Origin of the sequence: Stutzerimonas stutzeri RCH2, from assembly GCF_000327065.1 — a bacterium.
Classification (GTDB): domain Bacteria; phylum Pseudomonadota; class Gammaproteobacteria; order Pseudomonadales; family Pseudomonadaceae; genus Stutzerimonas; species Stutzerimonas stutzeri_AE.
In genome coordinates this window covers 650883-670075 of record NC_019936.1, presented here as the reverse complement: position 1 = coordinate 670075, position 19193 = coordinate 650883, and the positions used below count along the sequence as shown (strand labels likewise).

The following is a 19193-nucleotide window of genomic DNA, read 5'->3' as shown; positions in this document are numbered from 1 at the left end:
CTTAGATGCATCAGACTGCGCCACAAAGGCTGTGCTGTCCGCTGCGCCGCTAATGAAACTGCGCTCCGATAATTAACGCGCCCCGTTCTCGCTAGCTAGCAAGAACGGGGCGTTGTGTGCCGCCATCCAATCTCTAGCTTGTTCTGTCAGCGGCCAACGCGATTTCTTGCTCCTCCAATTCGTCTTCGCGTCGATGAGCCATCTGGTAGAGCAACGGCAAAACTAATAGCGTTAGCACCGTTGAGGAGAGAATCCCCCCGATCACCACCGTCGCAAGGGGACGTTGTACCTCTGCACCGGTACCCACATTCAAGGCCATTGGAACGAACCCGAGTGAAGCCACTAAGGCTGTCATCAATACCGGTCGTAGCCGGGTAAGGGCACCTTCGCGGATCGCAGTGTCCAGAGGTAAACCTTGCTCCCGTAGGCTACGGATGAAGGAGATCATTACCAGGCCATTTAGAACGGCGACGCCTGACAGAGCAATAAAGCCAACACCTGCTGAAATGGACAATGGGATATCTCTGAGCCACAGCGCAACAATGCCTCCGGTGAGCGCAAATGGAATCCCTGTAAAGACCAACAAACCGTCTTTGACATTGTTGAACATCATGAAAAGCAGAATGAAGACCAGGAGCAGCGCCACGGGGACGACAATCTGCAGCCGCTTCGTTGCCGATTCAAGCTGCTCAAAGGTACCGCCCCAGTCGATCCAATAACCTGCCGGGATATCTACCTGGGCCTGGATTTTCTGTTCTGCCTCAGATACGAATGATCCAATGTCACGACCACGGACGTTTGCACTGACGACAATTCGCCGTTTCCCTTCTTCTCTACTGATCTGATTCGGACCGGGGGCCAAATCCAGGGTGGCCACCTCGCCGAGGGGGATATAACTTATGGTGCTGTTTAATTCCCTTGGAAGGGCAATTGGAAGCCGCTCAATTGCGGCGAGATCGCTGCGTATCTCGTCCGGTAAACGAACCACGATATCGAAACGCCGATCTCCTTGAAACAAGGTGCCTGCCTCTCGGCCACCGATAGCTACTGCAACCGCTTGCTGGACGGTATCTAGACTCAGGCCGTATCGTGCGATCTGATCGCGATCGATATCAATCGTGAGCATGGGAAGGCCAGTCGTCTGCTCGACCGTAACCTCTGAAGCGCCTGGTACTTGTCCTAGCACCTCGGATACTTCCGCCGCCGTGCTGTTAAGAACGTCCATGTCATCACCATAGATTTTCACGGCTACCGCGGCACGAACTCCGGAAATCAGCTCGTTGAAACGCAGCTGAATCGGCTGGGAAAACTCGTAGTTATTGCCCGGCAACTCAGCGGCGGATGCTTGCACCTCGCTTAAGAGCTGATTACGCGACTTGCCTGGATCCGGCCACTGTTCTTGTGGCTTCAGCATGACGTACCCGTCAGAGATATTTGGAGGCATAGCATCCGATGCCACTTCCGCAGTGCCAGTTCGCGCAAATATGCGTTCAATCTCCGGAAACTCATCCATAAGCTTTCGCTCCAGCTGCTGCTGCATCTCTACAGACTGACTAAGACTGGTAGCTGGTACACGAAGGGCTTGGATAGCGAAGTCTCCCTCGTTGAGGCTAGGCACGAATTCACTGCCCATACGTGACCCTACGAGGCCAGAAAGTATGACTACAACTACCGCAAAGGTGAGCACTGCTGGCTTGTTGGCCATTACCGCATCGAGCGCAGGTGCGTAGGCCCGTTTAGCATTGCGGATTAGAAAGTTTTCCTTTTCCGTAACCCGCTTACCGATAAAGAGCGCAACGGCCGCTGGGACGAACGTCACCGAAAGGATTATCGCCCCGAATAGCGCTGTCACTACGGTAAACGCCATGGGCGTGAACATCTTACCTTCTACCCCTGTAAGGGCGAATATCGGCAGATACACGATCATAATGATCAGCTGCCCATACAATAGAGGCCGACGCACTTCCTTTGCCGCAGCGAATACTTCATGAAGCCGTTCGGACAGTGTTAATGCCCGTCCGTGATGGGACTGAGCGTGTGCAAGTCGACGCACGCAGTTCTCAACAATCACCACGGCTCCATCGATAATGATGCCGAAATCCAATGCGCCTAGGCTCATCAGGTTGGCGCTGACCTGATTGGCTACCATGCCGGTGAACGTGAAGAGCATAGAAAGCGGTATCACAAGCGCGGTTAGGATCGCCGCCCGGATATTGCCTAAGAAGAGAAAAAGTATAACCACAACAAGAATGGCACCCTCAGTGAGGTTCTTCTTAACGGTGGATATAGCTTTGTCTACGAGTACAGTTCGATCGTAGACAGTAATTGCCTTTACGCCTTCCGGAAGCGAAAGGTTTATCTCTTTCATCTTGTCGTCGACAGCCCTTGAAACTACTCGGCTATTTTCACCGATAAGCATGAAGGCCGTACCTAGTACCACTTCGCGGCCATTCTCGGTGGCTGCGCCAGTGCGGAGCTCCTTTCCAACCTCGACCGTCGCAACGTCGCGGATACGCACTGGGGTACCGTCAACGTTGCTAATAAGGGTATCGCGGATGTCCTCCACAGACTGCATTTGTCCTGGAGCGCGAACAAGATACTGCTCGCCGCGCTTTTCAATATATCCGGCACCTAGATTGTTATTGTTTTGCTCAACCGCCTCGATCAAATCTTGTAGTGTTAGTCCAAACGACCGCAAAGTGTCTGGGTTGGGGGCGATCTGATATTCCTTTGCATATCCTCCGATCGTATTGATCTCAGTAACACCAGGTACATTTCGGACTTGCGGTTTGATGATCCAATCTTGAATCTCACGCAAGTCAGCAGGGGTATACGGCGTACCGTCCGATTTGGTGGCACCTTCCTCAGCTTCAACCGTCCAAAAATAGATTTCGCCAAGCCCAGTGGAAATAGGGCCAAGTGTTGGAGTGACGCCATCTGGGAGCTGATCTTTGGCCCCTCCCAGGCGCTCGTTCACAAGTTGGCGGGCAAAATAGATGTCAGTGCCTTCCTCAAAAATAACTGTGATCTGAGAAAGTCCATATCGAGACAAGGATCGTGTCTGCTCGAGCTTGGGCAGCCCAGCCATTACCGTCTCGAGCGGGTAGGTAATACGCTGCTCCACTTCCAGCGGGGAATAACCTGGCGCCGCAGTGTTGATTTGCACCTGTACGTTGGTGATATCCGGGACAGCATCGATAGGCAGCTTTTGGTAGCTGTAAGCTCCTAACGCTGCCATGCCAAGCACGGCTAGCATAACCAACCAGCGATGCTCGATAGAAAAACGAATGATACGTTCGAACACGATTCTATAACTCCGTATCAGTGAGCATGCGAGGCGCTGGCTTTGCCAAGCTCGGACTTGATGATGAAGCTGTTATCCAAGGCATAGCGCGCTCCGGGCTGGAGGCCTTCCTTGATTTCGACCGCGTCACTATCGCTGCGGCCACTCACGATTGGCTGAGCAGCAAAGCCATGGTCGGTCCGTACAAACACCACCGGCTTTTCTTCCAATGTGTGGATCGCATCAGGACTTACTGCGACTGGCACGGATGCTTCGCCAGCGCCTACCTGCACTTTGACGAACAGGCCGGGGCGCCAAACCCCTTCAGGGTTGGGAAGTGTGACCCGGGCGGTAGCGGCGCGGCTTTGCTGACCAACAAGTGAGCCGACATAAGAAACGGTTCCATTGGCACTGGACTCGAATGCTGTGGCCTCGATAACGGCATTGCTGCCTACTCGTACCGCGCTGAGTGCATTGGCAGGAACGCTGATATCTGCCCACACGGTGGAGAGATCGGAAATGATGAATATCTGGTCATCGGTATTGACTGACTCACCGAGCGTGATGTCCTTCTCAACGATCATCCCATCGAACGGCGCCCTGAGTTCGTAGCGGCTCAATGCGTCTGGCTTGCCAGCATCACTGCCAAGCGCTTGTAGCTGTGCGTTTGCATTCGCAACAGTCAGCTCTGCTTCCCGTAAAGCCTGTTGTGCCTGTAAATAATCCTGTTCCGCAGAAATACGCTCTTCCCATAGCTCCTTTTCGCGTCGATAGGTTTTTTGAGCCAATGCAAGACGTTTTTGCGCCGCGTAGAACTCGCTTCTACGTTCCGACAGGTCTGTACTCGCGATCACAGCAAGTACTTGCCCCTGTTTCACCTGTTCGCCCAAATCGACTTTGACCGCTTCAACGACACCTGAGAGACGAGGCACAACTTGCGCTGTGCGGTCTTGGTTGAATGTAATTTCGCCAGGCAGCTCAATTGCGCTTTTTATCTTTGCGGGCTGAGCAGTTGCCAGTGAGATGCCGGCGGCTAGGATTTGTGTCTCTGAGAGTTCTACCTCTGCTGTTTCAGTATGCTCCGCTCCCTCGGGCTCATCTTCATGCTCATCTTTCTCTGCCGCACCGACCTCGTGATCGCTATCGGCGCCTCCTTCATCATGGCCATGATCTCCTTCGGCTTCTGCATCCTCATCCGAATGCCCTTCATCCTCATGCTCCGATTCGTCACCATGCTCGCTATGTGCGTCGCCCGCATCGGGCACAGCTGGACTACTGCGAAGAAGCAATCCGCCAAGCATAAGTGCCACGCTTAATATGACGACGATCCAAAAAATCTGCTTCTTGTGACCAGCCAAGGAAGATGTATTCGATTTACTTTTCATATGGATTCCTATGGCTGAGTGGCCGAGGTGATAACGGCCGACCCATCTCCGACAATTCGCGAGATTTCTGCCGCCGCCTGGTTAGCTTGTGATAGCGCAGACAGGTACTGAGATCGGGCTTGGAAAAGCGTGCGTTGAGCATCCAGTACGTCAAGGAACGTGAATTTTCCAAGTTCGAACCCCTTGCTGGCAGCTTCATAAGCGCTTTGGGCACTGGGGAGCATATCGTTGCGCAACAGTTCAAACTGCTGGCGAGCAGTGCGCAGCCGCATGTGCGCTTGGGAAAGTTCGCTTTTCAGGCGTATATGGACGGCGTTGAGCTCGTCCTGCGCCTGGTAGGCCCGTTCCTGCGCTGCTCCGATGTTGCCTTGGTTTCGATCAAACAACGGCAGGGGCATCGAGATACTCACCAATCCCAGCGTGCCGTTATATTCATCTGAGCGTTGGGCACCTACGCTAACCGTCACGTTAGAAAAGCGATTCGTCCTTTCCAGCTTTAACGCAGCCCGACGTCTTTCAGCCTCCCGACGCGCGCGGGTTAGTTGGGCGGAATCGTTCAAACGGCTATAAAGCTCAGCTAGCTCGGGAAGAGGAGGCACTGCCTCTGCCGGCTCTTTTACTCGCTCAAAGCGTGGCTGTGGATTTCCCCAGTTGGCCGCCAGCCGAGTGCGCGCAGCTTCGAGTTCAGCTGTGGCCTGGGCAAGCTCTACTTGCACTCCAGTAGCCGCAACCCGCGCCCGGGTTTCCTCTACGGGAGAAACCATGCCGGCCCTCACACGTCGATTGGCCACGTTCACTGCTTGCTTCGCAAGCTTTGAAGCAGCCTGAGCGAGGTCCAGCCGTTCTTGAGCAGTAAGCACATCGTAGTACGCGCCCATCACTGCCCCCCTCAGTCGAGCTTGGGCGTCCTGTAGGTCAGCAGCTGCTACGTCCAAGGCTCGTTGCGCCGCCTCAATACGAGCCGAACGTTTACCACCCAGCTCTATTTCTTGGCTCAGTTCAAGCGTGGTCTCCGGGGCATCGCCCCGGATTCCCTCCTGGCTAGCGGACAATATTGGATTCGGACGTGCTCCGGCTTGGCTAATTAATGCGCGAGAAGCAGCCAGCTCACGTCTTGCAACAGCCAGTTCAGGGCTTGCAGAGCTAGCGAGTTCCAAGGCGCGTAGAAAGCTTATGGATTCGACAGACTCAACGGGGAATGTATTTGACACACCGACAGGTAAGGTCTGTGTGAAGGTCGGCAACTCTAAGGGTTGCGCAAAGGCGAGATTGCACGACAACGTCGTCAACCCCAGCGAGAAAAGAGCTTTTCGCACCGAAATCTCCTAAAAAAAGGGAAGGTTCGGTGAGACGTCAGATACAGATAAATGGCGCTTACTGGTTACTTTGGCGTCCCACCGGTTTTGCACCGATGCGCCAATTAGGTTTCTCAGGACGCCCCGCTTCAGCCGATGCGTAGCTAGCAGAAGGAAACGGTTTCAAGCTCATTGATAATACCGAACCAGGACAGATCCCTTTCGTTATAAGCGGCTTGATATGGTCGCCATGAAAGACACAGTCTCCATCCAGACTGATTTTTTTTGCGGCTTTTGACGATCCTTCCTCGTCAGTACCCAGAGACTCGTGCGGATGTTCGTGATGTCCAAGATGATTTGCTGCCGAACCATCCTCATGACTGCAGCTCGTGCTAACAACTGCCCATGATGATTGCAATGGGAACAAGGCTAGCAACATCAGCAAAACTATTTTTCTCATCCAAGGCAAAACGATGACTTCCTGGTTTAGATGTCGAATCCAATCATAAGAACTACCCCCGCCAAGACGCGAAACACATGCGCCTCTACTGCGATAGTGATTCGCCCTGAATTTAGTAGACAAATACACGAAAGCGTTTTTATCAGCCTTGCCAAGCCGGCGAGATAGCTGATGGCTATGGGGTGGTGACTTTAAATAAGTGTGGATAACGACCTGGTGACCGCAACATTACAAATCTGTAATCGAAGGAGTGCGCGATTGGGCTTCCTCAGATTACAAAATAGTCATTTGCCGCTAATCCTGCCGTCATCTCTAGGGGAAGAACATGGCCAAGCGCTAAAAACAAAAAGGCGAAAGGCGTCATTCGAGCACTGACCTGCCGTACATAAGGAGCATCATCATGAGCAAAAAGGCCGTTTTTTCGCTGACAGCCCTTTCACTGGCATTGGGCAGCGCCCCGGTCTTTGCCCAATCGGAAACAGCCGAGGGCTTCATCGAAGGCAGCACGCTATCGCTGATAAATCGCAACTTCTATTTCAATCGGGATTTTCGCGACGGTGAGAGTGCCGCCGGCAATGGCTACTCCGAGGAATGGGCCCACGGATTGATGGCCTTCTTCGAGTCCGGATATACCCAAGGCTCGGTAGGGATTGGCTTCGACGCTTTCGCCATGCTCGGCCTCAAGCTCGACTCCGGTTCGGGGCGCTCCGGTGTGGGCGGCAGCATCGACCTGCTTCCCCACGACAGCGCTGGCGATCCTGAGGATGACTTCACACGGGTGGGGGGCGCGGTGAAAGCACGCTTGCTGGACACCGAGATCAAGGCCGGCGATGTATTTCCCACTACACCTGTCGTGCACTTCGGCGACTCTCGGCTGCTGCCGGAGTCTTTCAAGGGTGTCACCGTTGTGAACAACTCGCTGGACGACCTCACCCTTCAGGGAGGCCGCTTGCACGCGATGAGCCAGCCCAACACCAGTAACATGAACGAAGACTTCGTCACCTTCTACGGCGGGGGCGTAGACGCGCCTTGGCTCGGCTACGCAGGCGGTGACTACAGCGTGAATGAAAATATCAGTCTTAGCCTGTACACCAGCCGCCTCAAAGATGCCTGGAACCAGCATTACTTCGGTGCGTCGGCCACCTATCCGCTCTCCGATATCGTCGCGCTGCTGGCCAGCTTCAACTATTACAAGGCAACCGACGAAGGCCGTGAGTTGCTGGGCGAGTTCAACAACAACATCTGGAGCTCCAGCCTGGGTGTCGCCTTCGGCGCGCACACCGTCACGGCGTCGTATCAGCGAAACAACGGTAACAACGACTTTGACTACTTGCGCCAGGCGGACTCGATCTACCTGAACAACTCCATTCAGTACAGTGATTTCAACTCACCTAAAGAGCAGTCCTGGATGCTGCGCTACGACCTGAACATGGCGGAGTACGGCATACCCGGGCTTACTTTCATGACCCGCTACGCCCGCGGTTGGGGCGCCGATTACAGCAACGCGAACGAGGTGTACATGCGCCAAGACGATAACGGTGCGCCGCTGACGGGACAGAACCGCTGGGAACGCGACGTCGAAGCCCGCTACGTTGTACAGACTGGCTCTCTCAAGGATTTGTCTCTGCGGGTGCGCCAGGCTACCACGCGGGCGACTGCTTTCGAGTCCGACCTCGATGAGGTCCGATTCATCGCCGAGTACCCTCTCTCGATCTTGTGAAACACCATGAGCAACACCACATCTTCTTTAGTTTTGCTCCCTTGGTTTGAAGATGTGTTTCAGGCGCCCATCAGGGCGCCTTTTTTCGTTTGGTGCACCCGCTCGCGCTGCGGGTCAACCAAATGACCGGTAGATTACAAATTCGCAAGATAGCCCTCACAGGGCTTTTACCGCGTTAAAGTGCTTCCCGCTTCCCTGGGCAGATCTTTTCGCCTCTGCCTTTCACGCTAGAGCCAAGCCGCTTTCGTCTTGACCTAGTTACTACATGGATTTTTTTGGTTCCGCTTACCGCGCACCTCCTTGCCGAGTTACCTCAAAACATGCGCATCCTGGTTGTCGAAGACGAGATCAAAGCTGCGGAATACTTGCAGCAGGGTCTTATCGAATGTGGTTACTTGGTCGATTGCGTAAGTGATGGCCTCGATGGGTTTCACCTGGCACTGCAGAACGACTATGACATCGTGCTGCTAGATGTGAATCTGCCAACCATGGATGGGTGGGAGGTTCTCGAACTCATCAGGCGGCGTAAGCAGACACGCGTCATCATGCTGACTGCCAATGGCCGCTTAGAGCAAAAAGTCCGCGGCTTGGAATCGGGCGCCGACGACTATCTGGTCAAGCCGTTCCAGTTCCCCGAGCTGCTTGCCCGTATCCGGACACTGTTGCGGCGAGGCGAGGCAGTCACACTTCCGAGCAACCTGCGTGTAGCCGACCTCGAACTGGACCCGGCCCGGCATAGGGCTTACCGGAGCGGTCAGCGTATCGACCTCACCAGCAAAGAATTTGCGTTATTGCATCTGCTCATGCGCCGGACTGGCGAAGTCCTCACGCGTACGGAAATAACTGCCATGGTGTGGGACATCAATTTCGACTGCGATACCAATGTGGTGGATGTTGCGATTCGTCGCCTGCGGATGAAAGTGGACGAACCCTTCGGCGATCGCCTGATACACACCATCCGGGGTGTGGGCTACGTGCTGGAGGCGCGGCCTTGAAGCCACTCAGCCTCGCATCGCGTCTCGCGCTTCAAATCACACTGACCGGCGCCGCTTTGGTCGCGCTGCTGATTGCACTGAGCTACTGGGTACTGGTGCGCCAACTGGAACTGCGCGCCCAGGAGGAAGTGACGGCCAAGCTCTCTCAGATCGATCATGGACTCCTCGAAGACACCAAAGCCCGTATGGGCCGCTCCTGGCAACACGCATTGAGCGATACCGTACTCGGCCATGACAACCTTTCGATTACGGTCATCGGCGATACAGCGAAATCACCCATTTTCAGTATCGGCCGATTCGCCAATGCGCCGCAGCAGCTGGATCTCGTGAGCAGGGACGGCGACTATCTTGGCTGGACAACGAAAGATGGCGTGCAGATGCTAACCGGGCGCAAGCAAATCCAAGTCCCGGGACTGGCTCCAATGACGCTTTTACTTTCGCAAGATCGCAGTGCCGATCAACGGCTGGTGGCTGCATTCCTGCGCTCGGCCTTAGTGACCGTGCCGATGCTACTGATATTGATCGGATTGGCTGGATGGCTAATCGCCCAAAATGGCTTGCGGCCGCTTCGCAAGTTCCGGGCCTTGGCGACTAAGGTATCTACACAGGATCTATCACCTCGAATCCGCACCGATCGGCTTCCGCAAGAGCTCCAGGCATTGGCGCACAGCCTCAACGTAATGCTTCATCGACTCGATGACGGCGTTCAGCAACTGTCACAATTCTCGGACGATGTGGCTCATGAGTTAAAAACTCCGCTGAACAACCTGATAGGCAAGGCGCAGGTGACTTTGGTGCGTGAGCGAAGCAAGGAGCATTATCGGGAGGTGATCGAGTCGTCGGTTGAAGAACTCGAACGCATGGATCGAATCGTGTCAGACATGCTGTTTCTCGCCCAGGCCAGCCACGCCAGCCCAGCACTGAAGCTCGAACAATTATCTTTAGGAAGCGAGGCGAGGCGCGTATGTGAATACTTCGAAGTCCTTGCCGAAGAAGCGGGAGTCGCTACGACAGTAACGGGCGATGCCATGATTTTGGGAAATCGACTTATGGTCCAGCGGGCCATTTCCAACCTGCTATCCAACGCGCTGCGGCATTCAAATACTGGCAGTACGGTCGAACTTAAGATCCTTGAGGAGGACGTAGACATCGTCTCGCTGGCTGTCACCAATCATGGCGCGACTATCGAATCGGATCATCTCCCACATCTGTTCGACCGCTTTTACCGCGTTAACGGCATACAACCTCGCGGGGCAGGATTGGGGCTAGCGATTGTCCGCTCAGTGATGAACCTCCACAAAGGCCACGTGGCCGTCGCCAGCAAAGACGGTCGGACCACGTTTGAACTCACGTTTCCTCGGCAGGCCTGACTCAAAGTGATACCGCACGGAGACAGCCATCACTACGAAGGGGCAAAAACCACAGGGACAAACAACCATTTCGAGGGCATGCGCGTTGGCCGGGTAACCAGGCCCGCAAGCCCCAACGCCGTTCATTTAATGCATGCGTCCTCGCTAATTCCGGCGAGAATGCCGCAAGCCTCAACTTCCCGCCCATCGTTGCAATTAGCCCGCAGTGAAACGAGTTGTCGTTCGAGTGATTGCAGAGCGGTTATCTGGGATCTGACTTGAGAAATGTGATCATCGAGTAAGGCATTGACGGCCGTACAAGGCTGGCGAGGGTCATCCTGGTAGCTTTGGAGTGCGTGAATCTCTGGAAGTGACAGATTCAAGATTCGGCAGCGCCGGATGAAAGCTAGCCGCTCGCCATGCTTCTCGGTGTAGACACGATAGCCGTTCGCCTGGCGATCAGGCGGTGGCAACAAGCCCTGCTGCTCATAGAAGCGGATCGTCTGTGTATCAATCCCTATTAGCCTTGCTAACTGACCAATGCGCATCGTGTGAATCCTCATCGGCTCTGCGTTATTGACCTTATAGTAGCTATAAGGCTTTTAATGATCCCATCTTCGATTTCAAGTGGAGCCGTATCATGAGCAAGTCCGATGGTCCCTGCGGCTGCGATGCGACACCAGCCGCTGATGCCGATATGCAAAACCCTTCCGATACGACGGGGCAATGGGTCAGTGTTTACGCCGTGCCCAAGATGGATTGTCCATCAGAAGAGCGAATGATCCGCTTGGCGCTGAATGGTTTGGACGGAGTTCGGAAGCTGACTTTTGATCTGTCGGACCGTCGGTTAGATGTCATGCATGACAGTGCCGTTGAGCCCATAACCAAAAAGCTGGCGACGTTAGGGCTAGGCGCCACTCTTCAGAAAACTGTCGCGGCAGACCCTGAGATGATCAAAGCCGCCGAGAATCCGGCGAACTCTACACAGGAATCCCGCTCCCTACGTTTACTGTTAGGCATCAACGCCTTCATGTTCGTGGTAGAGATGACTGCTGGCCTGATTGCCAGGTCCGCGGGTCTGATTGCCGATTCGCTCGACATGTTCGCTGACGCGGCAGTGTACGGCCTGGCCCTTTATGCGGTTGGGCGCAGCGTCAATCTGCAGGTGCGTGCTGCACACCTTGCTGGTGTGCTCCAGCTGATTTTGGCCCTCGGCGTGCTCGTAGAGGTGATCAGACGCTTTATATTCGGCAGCGAGCCCGAGTCGCTGATAATGATGGCCGTCGCGTTCCTGGCATTGCTCGCCAACACGGGTTGTTTGCTGCTGATTTCCAAACACCGGGAAGGTGGTGCTCACATGAAAGCGAGCTGGATATTCTCCGCCAATGATGTGGTCATCAACATGGGCGTCATAGTCGCCGGAGCGCTCGTCGCTTGGACTGGGTCCAACTACCCAGACCTGATTATCGGTACCGTCGTGGGATTCATCGTTCTCAACGGCGCTCGGCGTATTCTGGCGCTCAAGGGTTGAAGGAGCTCCCGTTACAGAAAAAGGGTGTCTTCATGCCTGTAAGCCATCCGGGTCTAGCGGCGTCAGCTAAAACTGGCGACGCCGCTTTAGCCGTTGGCGGATGGTGGGTATTGCAGAACGTGGGCTGCAAAGTCCATCAGCGAGACGAAGCCGCACTGATCGGCTTTTCCTTCACGCTGTAGGTGGTAGCCCCGCATGCCTTGCCCAATTGGACCAAGCATATCGGCTTGCAACGTGTCACCGATCATTGCGATAGCGGAGGCTTCGCAGCCAAGCTGTTCGATCATCTGACGATAGATTGCGGGCTCAGGCTTTATTGTCCCAACCTCAAAGCTCCATCCGTAAACATCGAACGACGGCAGTAACAGTTTGGCCGGAATCGCATATGGGGCTGCGAGATTGGAGCACAACGCGAGATTCAGGCCGGCGTCCTTTAGCTGATTTAGCGACTCCAACGCATCATCGAAAAGGCGAACGCTGGCCAGCTCGGTGAAAAGGTCGCTTTCAAGGCTAGCTAACTCAGAGTTGCTCAACTGCGCACCGAAATAATCGGCAGCTCCAGCCAAGCCCAGATTTCGAGTCATCAGAGTCCGTGCGTCATCCGGCCTTGGTGTTTTGCCCTGAAGCCGCAGGTTCTGCATCAGTTGGCGGAAAGGATGGCGGCGCTCACCTATCTGGAGAAGCGTGCCAAACACATCGAAAACTACTGCTTGTATCATGCCGGTACCTCTACCGTTGGAGGCGAACCGCCCACCCGAAGAGCGATGCCGCCCCTCTCAGTTTTCTGAACTGGATTTCTTCAGAGGTGGCACGAAGAAGATGGGTCTTTGCGGGGGCGCTATCAGGATATCTGTCGACTTGATGCTTGTGCCTTTTCGACGCCTTGTTTTGCCGTTCTTGTCGACCGCCAGCAGATCACCGGTCGCGACAGCAATGTCGAGTGCCTGCTTTACGCGAAGCTCGTCAGCCATGGTGTAGTTGGTCAATCCGCTCATCAGGCCCAAAAAAGGTTGCCGTTCTACCTCGTAGACCTGTTTGGGCAAGAGCTCCGAAAGTTCTCCTCGGATGCGGTCATTGGTAGCATCGTCGAAATAATGCTCATCCAACAGCAAATCGTGCTGACCTGTCACGGCGATATCCCGATTGGCGTCGTAGCTGAAAAAGCTGGAAGGCGACAGCATATGGGAAAAGTTGTTGCCGTATTTCCAGTGGATCTTCTTCATCACATCGTTAGCGCGGTAGTTGTTCGCCAGATGGATAAACCAATAGGCCATCGGGTTGCTGCCGGCCGGACGAATGAAGAAGACGGTCATGTACTGGGCACCGCTTTCCTGCTTGATCCCCTCGGACAGATAGCGCTGGATCAGGTATTGCCAGCTCCGTGGCTGATGCGCCTTCAGCTGTTTAAGCATGTCCCATGGCACATGCTGATCCAAGCCGATATTTGCAATGGCTTTCCGGTTCGCTTGGCGGTCGGCTAGATACGTAACCAAAAAATCGACATTGAAGGTCAGCAGGACCTCGGCTTTGTTGAGATTCTGGAAAATCCATTTGATCTTAGGGAACGGCACATCGCCATACATCATGCCCAGCCCCGCAGCGAGGATTGCCTTTTTCCGAGCCGGCTGCATATCTCAGACCATCTATCCACTCGTCAATACGCTCGTATCGTCAAAGGTTGGGTGAAAGCCATTGGCCCTGATCCAGCCCTGTATGGCATTCACACAATAAGACGTACGAAGGCATCGCTGATCTATCGCAGGACGAAGAACCTGCGGGCAGTTCAACTGTTGCTCGGCCATACGAAGCTGGAGAGCACCGTTCGATATCTGGGGATTGAGGTCGATGATGCCCTAGAGATGGCGGAACAGACCGAGGTTTGACCATGCATAGCGACGGTCGAAGCCAGGCCGTCGCTAACCGGCCAATAGCCGCCCTAGTCTGCCCACCAGTTCGGTATGACAGATGCTAGGCCGGTCAGGGCGCCGACTACCCCAATCATGATGCTACTCCAGAAGGTTACCGGCTCGCGGCGCTGCCTACGCTCCTCGCGGATGTCTGCCCTGACAATGCGAATGCCAGCATCTGTGAGATACCTGGGCTCCCGCGGGTCGCTATCAAATTCGACTCGCCCCCAGAAAGTCCTGTCATCGCGATCAGGCAGTGGGACACCGAGGCGGTCTGCCTCTATCATCCAGTACTCGGTCAAGATCAGCAGCCGCCATTCGTACAGACTGTCCGACTTCTGAATATAGTCCTGAAGCTGTCCATCCTGTTCCGGTTGGACGGTGTGGGGCGGGTGCATCTTCTCCAGTTCGGACCTGGCTTTTTCGCACTTGGCCAACTCAGATCGCATCACTCGGTAATGCTTTGTCCACATCGCTCGCCCCTCCCTTGGAAGAGCGCGACGCTACCTGACTGCAAATCTGAATACCACCTTGCCCGGCCGAATCCTTGCCCGATGCGCGGCCGGCGGGCGTGCCGTGGAGTATAGGGCTAGCCCAAAATAATAGGGGATGGAAGAATCGATTGAGCATTCGGCTGAACGTATCGTCGGGATAATAGGCATTTAGTAAAATTCAATGCCAATGCTTCGGAATCAGTGGTAACTCCCGGCTGTAACATGCTACCGCGCCCTTCGACAAGAATGGCTGCAAACGACAATAAGCTAATTAAATTAAAAAGCCGCAAGAAATTACTCGGTGTTGCGTAGCCTTTAAAGAATCCATGCGCAATCCCATGCCGATTTAAAACAAAGTGCGATGGTAACGACTCTGTATGACCGTAAAAACACCCACGGAAGTACATTTCCATGCTCTCCAGCATCTGCACTCGCTCATGATATCGACTTAAATAGTTTATCGTTAATTCCTTGTCTGGATACCAATCATAACCTGCGACCAGTCGTTTCAACTCACCTTGCTTTATTCGATGAAAAACCTTTAGAAGCGTCTCTATATTCACGGCATCCTTAACTGGAAGAGAGACGTGCTTTCCAAGCTCTCTTAGGAACCCTTCTATGCAAGGCAGAATTCCAACAATTGCCACGCCGTACAGACCCAGACAGTATGCCTTTACAGCCTCAATCAGCTGTTCTTGATACTGAGCAAAAGTGATGCGCTGAGACCATGCCCCACAAATCAGGTCGGCCATTCGTGGGGGCGTGTACATTTCCAACAGCATATTATTCGCGTGAGCGTACCTTTCCTCTTCACTGTTGCTTTTCGAGATTTTTCCGCCGTATTCAGATAGAAATCCAAAGCTATGATATGGGGGGAGTACTATCTCAGTAGTCGCAAACGTATCTCTGTACCAAGCTAGCCCAGAGCCCACTTTGATTTCCGAAAGATCTCTTGGAAAAAATGCACACTCACCAGATGAAACAATTTTATATCCGCGAATATCCCGAAAACAGCTCAGCTTCGCTTCCTGCAAACTATCAAACTCATGCTTCCCTCGATGTAAGCAAGCTTCTACTGCTTTTATTCCTCGCCCCAGCGCCATCGATTTTCTGCACTGCTTGTAAGCCTTAGCGAAGTCCATAGCTGCCCTTGTTATTCGACCCACTGATTCGATCGAACCTACCTGACAACACCTAGCCACGCAAACCATCTGCCGGCGCAGCCCGGCGGTAATGACTGACACGCAATTATTAGACGAATTTGAACGTCAGCTTCTGGCCGGTTAGCGACCATTGCTCTGGCTAGCCATCCTTGTCCTCCCACACGTGGAGGACTTGCCATGAACATCATCGCTACCTGGAGCCGTCAGCCCTGGAACAAAGGGAAATTGGTCGGGCAGAAAATCCCGCTCCGACTGAGAGATATCTGGGCGATCCGAGTAAGGGGTCATGCCGAGATATAAGTAAAATTCACTCACTTCGCACGTAACGTGTTGATGCCAAGAGAATTTACCAAATCGACCGCACAGCCTCTGATCGTGGACTATCTTTTCTGACTCCTCAGAAAAGGAGTTCCTATGGCTTCATTAGAGCGTACGGCGTATCCCACTCTGCCAAAGGCGTATTCAAAAGCAGAGTACCTGCGCTTAGGCTTTTGCACGGTTCGGTATTCATCAAAATGAAGCGGCCGAGCATCGAACAATGGAGGCATAGGCTAGGCCAGCAGGCGGTATCTGCGCGAGCTACTTTTCCAGCAGCTCGCTTCAACATACATACGACCTGACATACCAGAGAACCTGACAGAAATGTAATGGTTACTTCAGCCTTTGGTCAGGACGCTTTGCATATATTGGCTGTCAGACGCTGCAAGCATTGAAAAACCGCAAATGTCCCTGCAATAGGCCAAGTTCGTCGCTAACCAATCCATAAGGTGCCCCGTATGTCCTCTCAGCAGTGCCATCACCAGCCCGACCAAACGAAAGGTACTGCAGCACTCACAGACCCCGTCTGCGGGATGAAGGTGGAAGAGGATAGCGAGCATCAAGAGCATTATCAGGGAAGCACTTACCGCTTCTGCAGCCAGGGTTGCCAGACCAAGTTTCGTTCCGACCCTGCTCGATATCTCGCTGCACCGCAGGCTCATGGAACCTCCTCTCGGGCATCTACCCCACCCGCACAGAAACCACCCGCCGGTGATGCAACGACAGAGTACACCTGCCCGATGCACCCTGAGATCCGCCAAATGGGTCCAGGTGATTGCCCTATCTGTGGGATGTCATTGGAACCTCTGATCCCTGAACTCGACGAGGAGGAGAATCCCGAACTCAAGGACTTCTCGAAGCGATTCTGGTGGTCTCTGCCCCTGACCGTAGCAGTAACCCTGTTGGCAATGGCGGGACATGCGATACCGCTGTTTCACGGGGCTAGCCAGAACTGGGTTGAACTGGCCCTCACGACCCCGGTTGTCTTGTGGGCAGGCTGGCCATTTTTCGCGCGCGGTCTCGCCTCGGTCAAACATCGCAGCCCAAACATGTGGACCTTGATCGGGCTTGGCACGGGGGCTGCCTATATTTACAGCGTCGTAGCAACCCTCTTACCGAGCATGTTTCCAGAGTCATTCACAGTAGGCGGCCGGATAGGCGTTTATTACGAAGCCGCCGCGGTGATCATTTCATTGACTCTGCTGGGCCAGTTGCTGGAATTGAAGGCCCGCTCGCAGACGTCCTCGGCAATTAAGTCCCTGCTTGGCTTATCACCTAAAACCGCTCGCCGTATCGCCAAAGATGGTTCAGAGGAGGACATCCCGCTCACACATGTTCATGAGGGCGACCATCTGCGCGTTCGTCCTGGTGAAAAGGTACCCGTTGATGGAGAGGTATTGGAGGGCGAGAGCGCCGTCGATGAATCCATGCTAACGGGCGAGCCGGTTCCGGTGACGAAGCGGACAGGCGATTCGCTTATCGGCGCGACGATGAACACGAGCGGCTCGCTTGTCATGCGAGCCACCAGGGTTGGCTCCGGGACTATGCTTTCACAAATCGTCCAGATGGTTGCGAATGCACAACGCTCCAAAGCACCCATGCAGCGAATGGCAGACACGGTTGCAGGTTATTTCGTGCTGACGGTCATCGGTATCGCCTTGCTGACATTCTTTGCATGGGGCCTGTTCGGGCCTGACCAGGGCTGGGTATTCGGCCTGATCAATGCAGTTGCGGTTTTGATCATTGCTTGCCCTTGCGCACTTGGCCTGGCAACGCCTATGTCGATCATGGTTGCCACAGGCAAAGCGGCTGGAAGTGGAGTGCTTTTCAGAGACGCAGGCGCCATCGAAAATGTCCGTAAGGTAGACACGCTGATTGTCGATAAAACAGGAACCTTGACCGAGGGCCGACCTGTCTTCGATCGGGCCATAGGCGTCACGCCGTTTGACTCGCAGGAAGTCATCCGTTTGTCTGCCAGCTTGGATCAAGGTAGTGAGCATCCCCTAGCCCACGCGATCGTAGACCATGCCAGAAGCGAAGGTCTCCAGCTGGCGAAGCCAGAGACCTTCGAGTCAGGGTCAGGGATCGGAGTCCGTGGTCTGGTGGAAGGCAAGCAGCTACAGCTAGGCAACACCGCGCTTATGGAAGATGCGGGTGTGAGCGTCGAGCCGTTGAAATATCAGGCAGAAAAAATGCGCGAGAGCGGTACCAGCATTGTGTACCTGGCTGTTGATGGGGCACTTGCCGGCTTGCTGGCCGTATCGGACCCAATCAAACCGACTTCCAAGGAAGCTGTAGCGCGGCTCCAAGCGGAGGGCGTGCAAGTCATCATGGCCACCGGCGACGGGCTTACCACTGCCCGCGCGGTGGCTCGTGAGCTATCGCTCGATGAGGTGCATGGCGAAGTGAAGCCGCAGGACAAGGAGGCGCTGGTGGTTAAGCTACAAGCCCTAGGTAAAGTAGTCGCCATGGCAGGCGACGGAATAAATGATGCGCCGGCGCTCGCCAGGGCTGATGTCGGCATAGCGATGGGCACGGGCACTGACGTCGCCATGAACAGCGCCCAAGTTACGCTCGTTAAAGGTGACCTGATGGGGATACTGCGCGCGCGCACGCTTTCGGTGGCGACGGTTCGCAATATGCGTCAGAACCTTCTGTTTGCCTTTATGTACAACGGGTTGAGCATCCCGATTGCCGCAGGTCTGCTCTATCCGTTCTTCGGACTGTTGCTGTCTCCGATGATTGCTGCCCTGGCCATGAGCCTCAGCTCAGCATCGGTTGTGTTCAACGCACTCCGGCTCCGTCAAACGCGTGTAGTTTGAAGCCTGTCGGCTTAGGCTTAGGCTTCGGTTGCGAAGCGACCGATTGCCTCATTGATTGCTCATGAATTGCCCCGTAAGCTGGAAATATGACGTCCTACATGCGCTCCTTCCTTATCCTGCTGCTAGTGCTTGCGCTTCAGATCAATGGGATAGCGGAAATGCTCATGACGGTTGGATCGTCCGGGCATCACATGATGTCCGATATGGAAGGTGTGGGCGCCATGACGACCGACCACGCTTCGATGGTTGGCGCCGATGACGGTGCTGAACACGAGTGCTGTGAAGCGAATGAGCATGGAACGGCGACCGTCTGCAAGACGGGCCAAGAATGCAAAACTGCAAGTATCCTTCAGCTTGTCTCAATAAAAGCCCAGCTGATGCCTGCTGCTAAACCCGTGACCACTCCCTATAACGGCCTGATCCCCTCTAGCCTTTTAGACGCCGTCTGGCGTCCACCCCGCGTCTAATTCC

At 54.4% G+C, this 19193-nt stretch carries 12 protein-coding genes and 3 pseudogenes; 7 read left to right on the top strand and 8 right to left on the bottom strand.

Going from position 1 to position 19193, the window contains the following annotated elements; all coding sequences use genetic code 11:
* Window positions 1-133: 133 nt before the first annotated feature.
* From PSEST_RS03010 to PSEST_RS03000, 3 genes are read right to left on the bottom strand one after another with little or no spacing between them, the layout of a single operon-like run.
* Window positions 134-3304, bottom strand: a complete 3171-nt coding sequence (locus tag PSEST_RS03010; RefSeq protein WP_015275576.1) for a CusA/CzcA family heavy metal efflux RND transporter — start codon at window positions 3302-3304, stop codon at window positions 134-136.
* A gap of 17 nt (window positions 3305-3321) precedes the next feature.
* Window positions 3322-4668 (bottom strand): efflux RND transporter periplasmic adaptor subunit, encoded by a 1347-nt coding sequence (locus PSEST_RS21645; protein ID WP_015275575.1) that lies wholly within the window; start codon window positions 4666-4668, stop codon window positions 3322-3324.
* Between the two features lie 8 nt (window positions 4669-4676).
* The gene (locus PSEST_RS03000) at window positions 4677-5984 is read right to left on the bottom strand and encodes a TolC family protein (protein ID WP_008569960.1); all 1308 of its coding nucleotides are present in this window, start codon (window positions 5982-5984) and stop codon (window positions 4677-4679) included.
* A gap of 839 nt (window positions 5985-6823) precedes the next feature.
* Here PSEST_RS03000 and PSEST_RS02995 point away from each other — a divergent pair.
* From PSEST_RS02995 to PSEST_RS02985, 3 genes are all read left to right on the top strand, one after another.
* Window positions 6824-8143 carry an OprD family porin gene (locus tag PSEST_RS02995; RefSeq protein ID WP_014822255.1) on the top strand — a complete coding sequence of 440 codons (1320 nt, stop codon included), beginning with the start codon at window positions 6824-6826 and terminating at the stop codon, window positions 8141-8143.
* Window positions 8144-8463: 320 nt separating this feature from the next.
* Window positions 8464-9138: a heavy metal response regulator transcription factor gene (locus PSEST_RS02990; protein ID WP_008569962.1), complete on the top strand. Its 675-nt coding sequence runs from the start codon at window positions 8464-8466 to the stop codon at window positions 9136-9138.
* The gene (locus PSEST_RS02985) at window positions 9135-10508 is read left to right on the top strand and encodes a heavy metal sensor histidine kinase (protein WP_003292663.1); all 1374 of its coding nucleotides are present in this window, start codon (window positions 9135-9137) and stop codon (window positions 10506-10508) included. The genes PSEST_RS02990 and PSEST_RS02985 overlap by 4 nt, the downstream gene beginning before the upstream one ends.
* A 122-nt stretch (window positions 10509-10630) precedes the next feature.
* On the opposite strand, the gene cadR is transcribed toward PSEST_RS02985, so the two are convergent.
* Complete coding sequence (cadR, locus tag PSEST_RS02980; RefSeq protein WP_003292662.1) at window positions 10631-11035, bottom strand: Cd(II)/Pb(II)-responsive transcriptional regulator; 405 nt, start codon at window positions 11033-11035, stop codon at window positions 10631-10633.
* A 92-nt stretch (window positions 11036-11127) separates the two neighbouring features.
* Here cadR and PSEST_RS02975 point away from each other — a divergent pair, with 92 nt between their 5' ends.
* Window positions 11128-12018, top strand: coding sequence for a cation transporter (locus PSEST_RS02975; RefSeq protein ID WP_003292661.1), 891 nt, complete (start codon window positions 11128-11130; stop codon window positions 12016-12018).
* An 86-nt stretch (window positions 12019-12104) separates the two neighbouring features.
* Here PSEST_RS02975 and PSEST_RS02970 read toward each other — a convergent pair whose 3' ends face one another.
* Window positions 12105-12737, bottom strand: a complete 633-nt coding sequence (locus PSEST_RS02970) for an HAD family hydrolase (RefSeq protein ID WP_003292660.1) — start codon at window positions 12735-12737, stop codon at window positions 12105-12107.
* A 57-nt stretch (window positions 12738-12794) separates the two neighbouring features.
* Window positions 12795-13598, bottom strand: a pseudogene (tcmP, locus tag PSEST_RS02965) (three-Cys-motif partner protein TcmP); the annotation flags it as partial.
* Here tcmP and PSEST_RS02960 point away from each other — a divergent pair.
* Window positions 13596-13901 (top strand): annotated as a pseudogene (locus tag PSEST_RS02960) (tyrosine-type recombinase/integrase); the annotation flags it as partial. The pseudogenes tcmP and PSEST_RS02960 sit on opposite strands and share 3 nt — an antisense overlap.
* Before the next feature lie 613 nt (window positions 13902-14514).
* Here PSEST_RS02960 and PSEST_RS22020 read toward each other — a convergent pair.
* Window positions 14515-15561 carry a hypothetical protein gene (locus PSEST_RS22020; protein WP_015275572.1) on the bottom strand — a complete coding sequence of 349 codons (1047 nt, stop codon included), beginning with the start codon at window positions 15559-15561 and terminating at the stop codon, window positions 14515-14517.
* A 198-nt stretch (window positions 15562-15759) separates the two neighbouring features.
* On the opposite strand from PSEST_RS22020, the pseudogene PSEST_RS02950 reads away from it, so the two are divergent.
* A pseudogene (locus tag PSEST_RS02950) lies at window positions 15760-15864 on the top strand (integrase); the annotation flags it as partial.
* A gap of 494 nt (window positions 15865-16358) precedes the next feature.
* Window positions 16359-18722, top strand: coding sequence for a heavy metal translocating P-type ATPase (locus PSEST_RS02940; protein ID WP_015275571.1), 2364 nt, complete (start codon window positions 16359-16361; stop codon window positions 18720-18722).
* Window positions 18723-18844: 122 nt separating this feature from the next.
* Here the strand turns inward: PSEST_RS02940 and PSEST_RS22015 are convergent, their stop codons facing one another.
* On the bottom strand, window positions 18845-19018 hold the full coding sequence (locus tag PSEST_RS22015) for a hypothetical protein (protein ID WP_157372369.1): 174 nt from the start codon (window positions 19016-19018) through the stop codon (window positions 18845-18847).
* Between the last annotated feature and the right edge of the window lie 175 nt (window positions 19019-19193).

What these genes read in the sequence shown, in the direction of transcription:
- PSEST_RS21645 (WP_015275575.1), bottom strand. Translation starts at nt 4,668, where the DNA reads ATGAAAAGTAAATCGAATACATCTTCCTTGGCTGGTCACAAGAAGCAG.
- PSEST_RS02995 (WP_014822255.1), top strand. Translation starts at nt 6,824, where the DNA reads ATGAGCAAAAAGGCCGTTTTTTCGCTGACAGCCCTTTCACTGGCATTG.
- PSEST_RS02990 (WP_008569962.1), top strand. Translation starts at nt 8,464, where the DNA reads ATGCGCATCCTGGTTGTCGAAGACGAGATCAAAGCTGCGGAATACTTG.
- cadR (WP_003292662.1), bottom strand. Translation starts at nt 11,035, where the DNA reads ATGCGCATTGGTCAGTTAGCAAGGCTAATAGGGATTGATACACAGACG.
- PSEST_RS02975 (WP_003292661.1), top strand. Translation starts at nt 11,128, where the DNA reads ATGAGCAAGTCCGATGGTCCCTGCGGCTGCGATGCGACACCAGCCGCT.
- PSEST_RS02970 (WP_003292660.1), bottom strand. Translation starts at nt 12,737, where the DNA reads ATGATACAAGCAGTAGTTTTCGATGTGTTTGGCACGCTTCTCCAGATA.
- PSEST_RS22020 (WP_015275572.1), bottom strand. Translation starts at nt 15,561, where the DNA reads ATGGACTTCGCTAAGGCTTACAAGCAGTGCAGAAAATCGATGGCGCTG.
- PSEST_RS02940 (WP_015275571.1), top strand. Translation starts at nt 16,359, where the DNA reads ATGTCCTCTCAGCAGTGCCATCACCAGCCCGACCAAACGAAAGGTACT.
- PSEST_RS22015 (WP_157372369.1), bottom strand. Translation starts at nt 19,018, where the DNA reads ATGCTCATTCGCTTCACAGCACTCGTGTTCAGCACCGTCATCGGCGCC.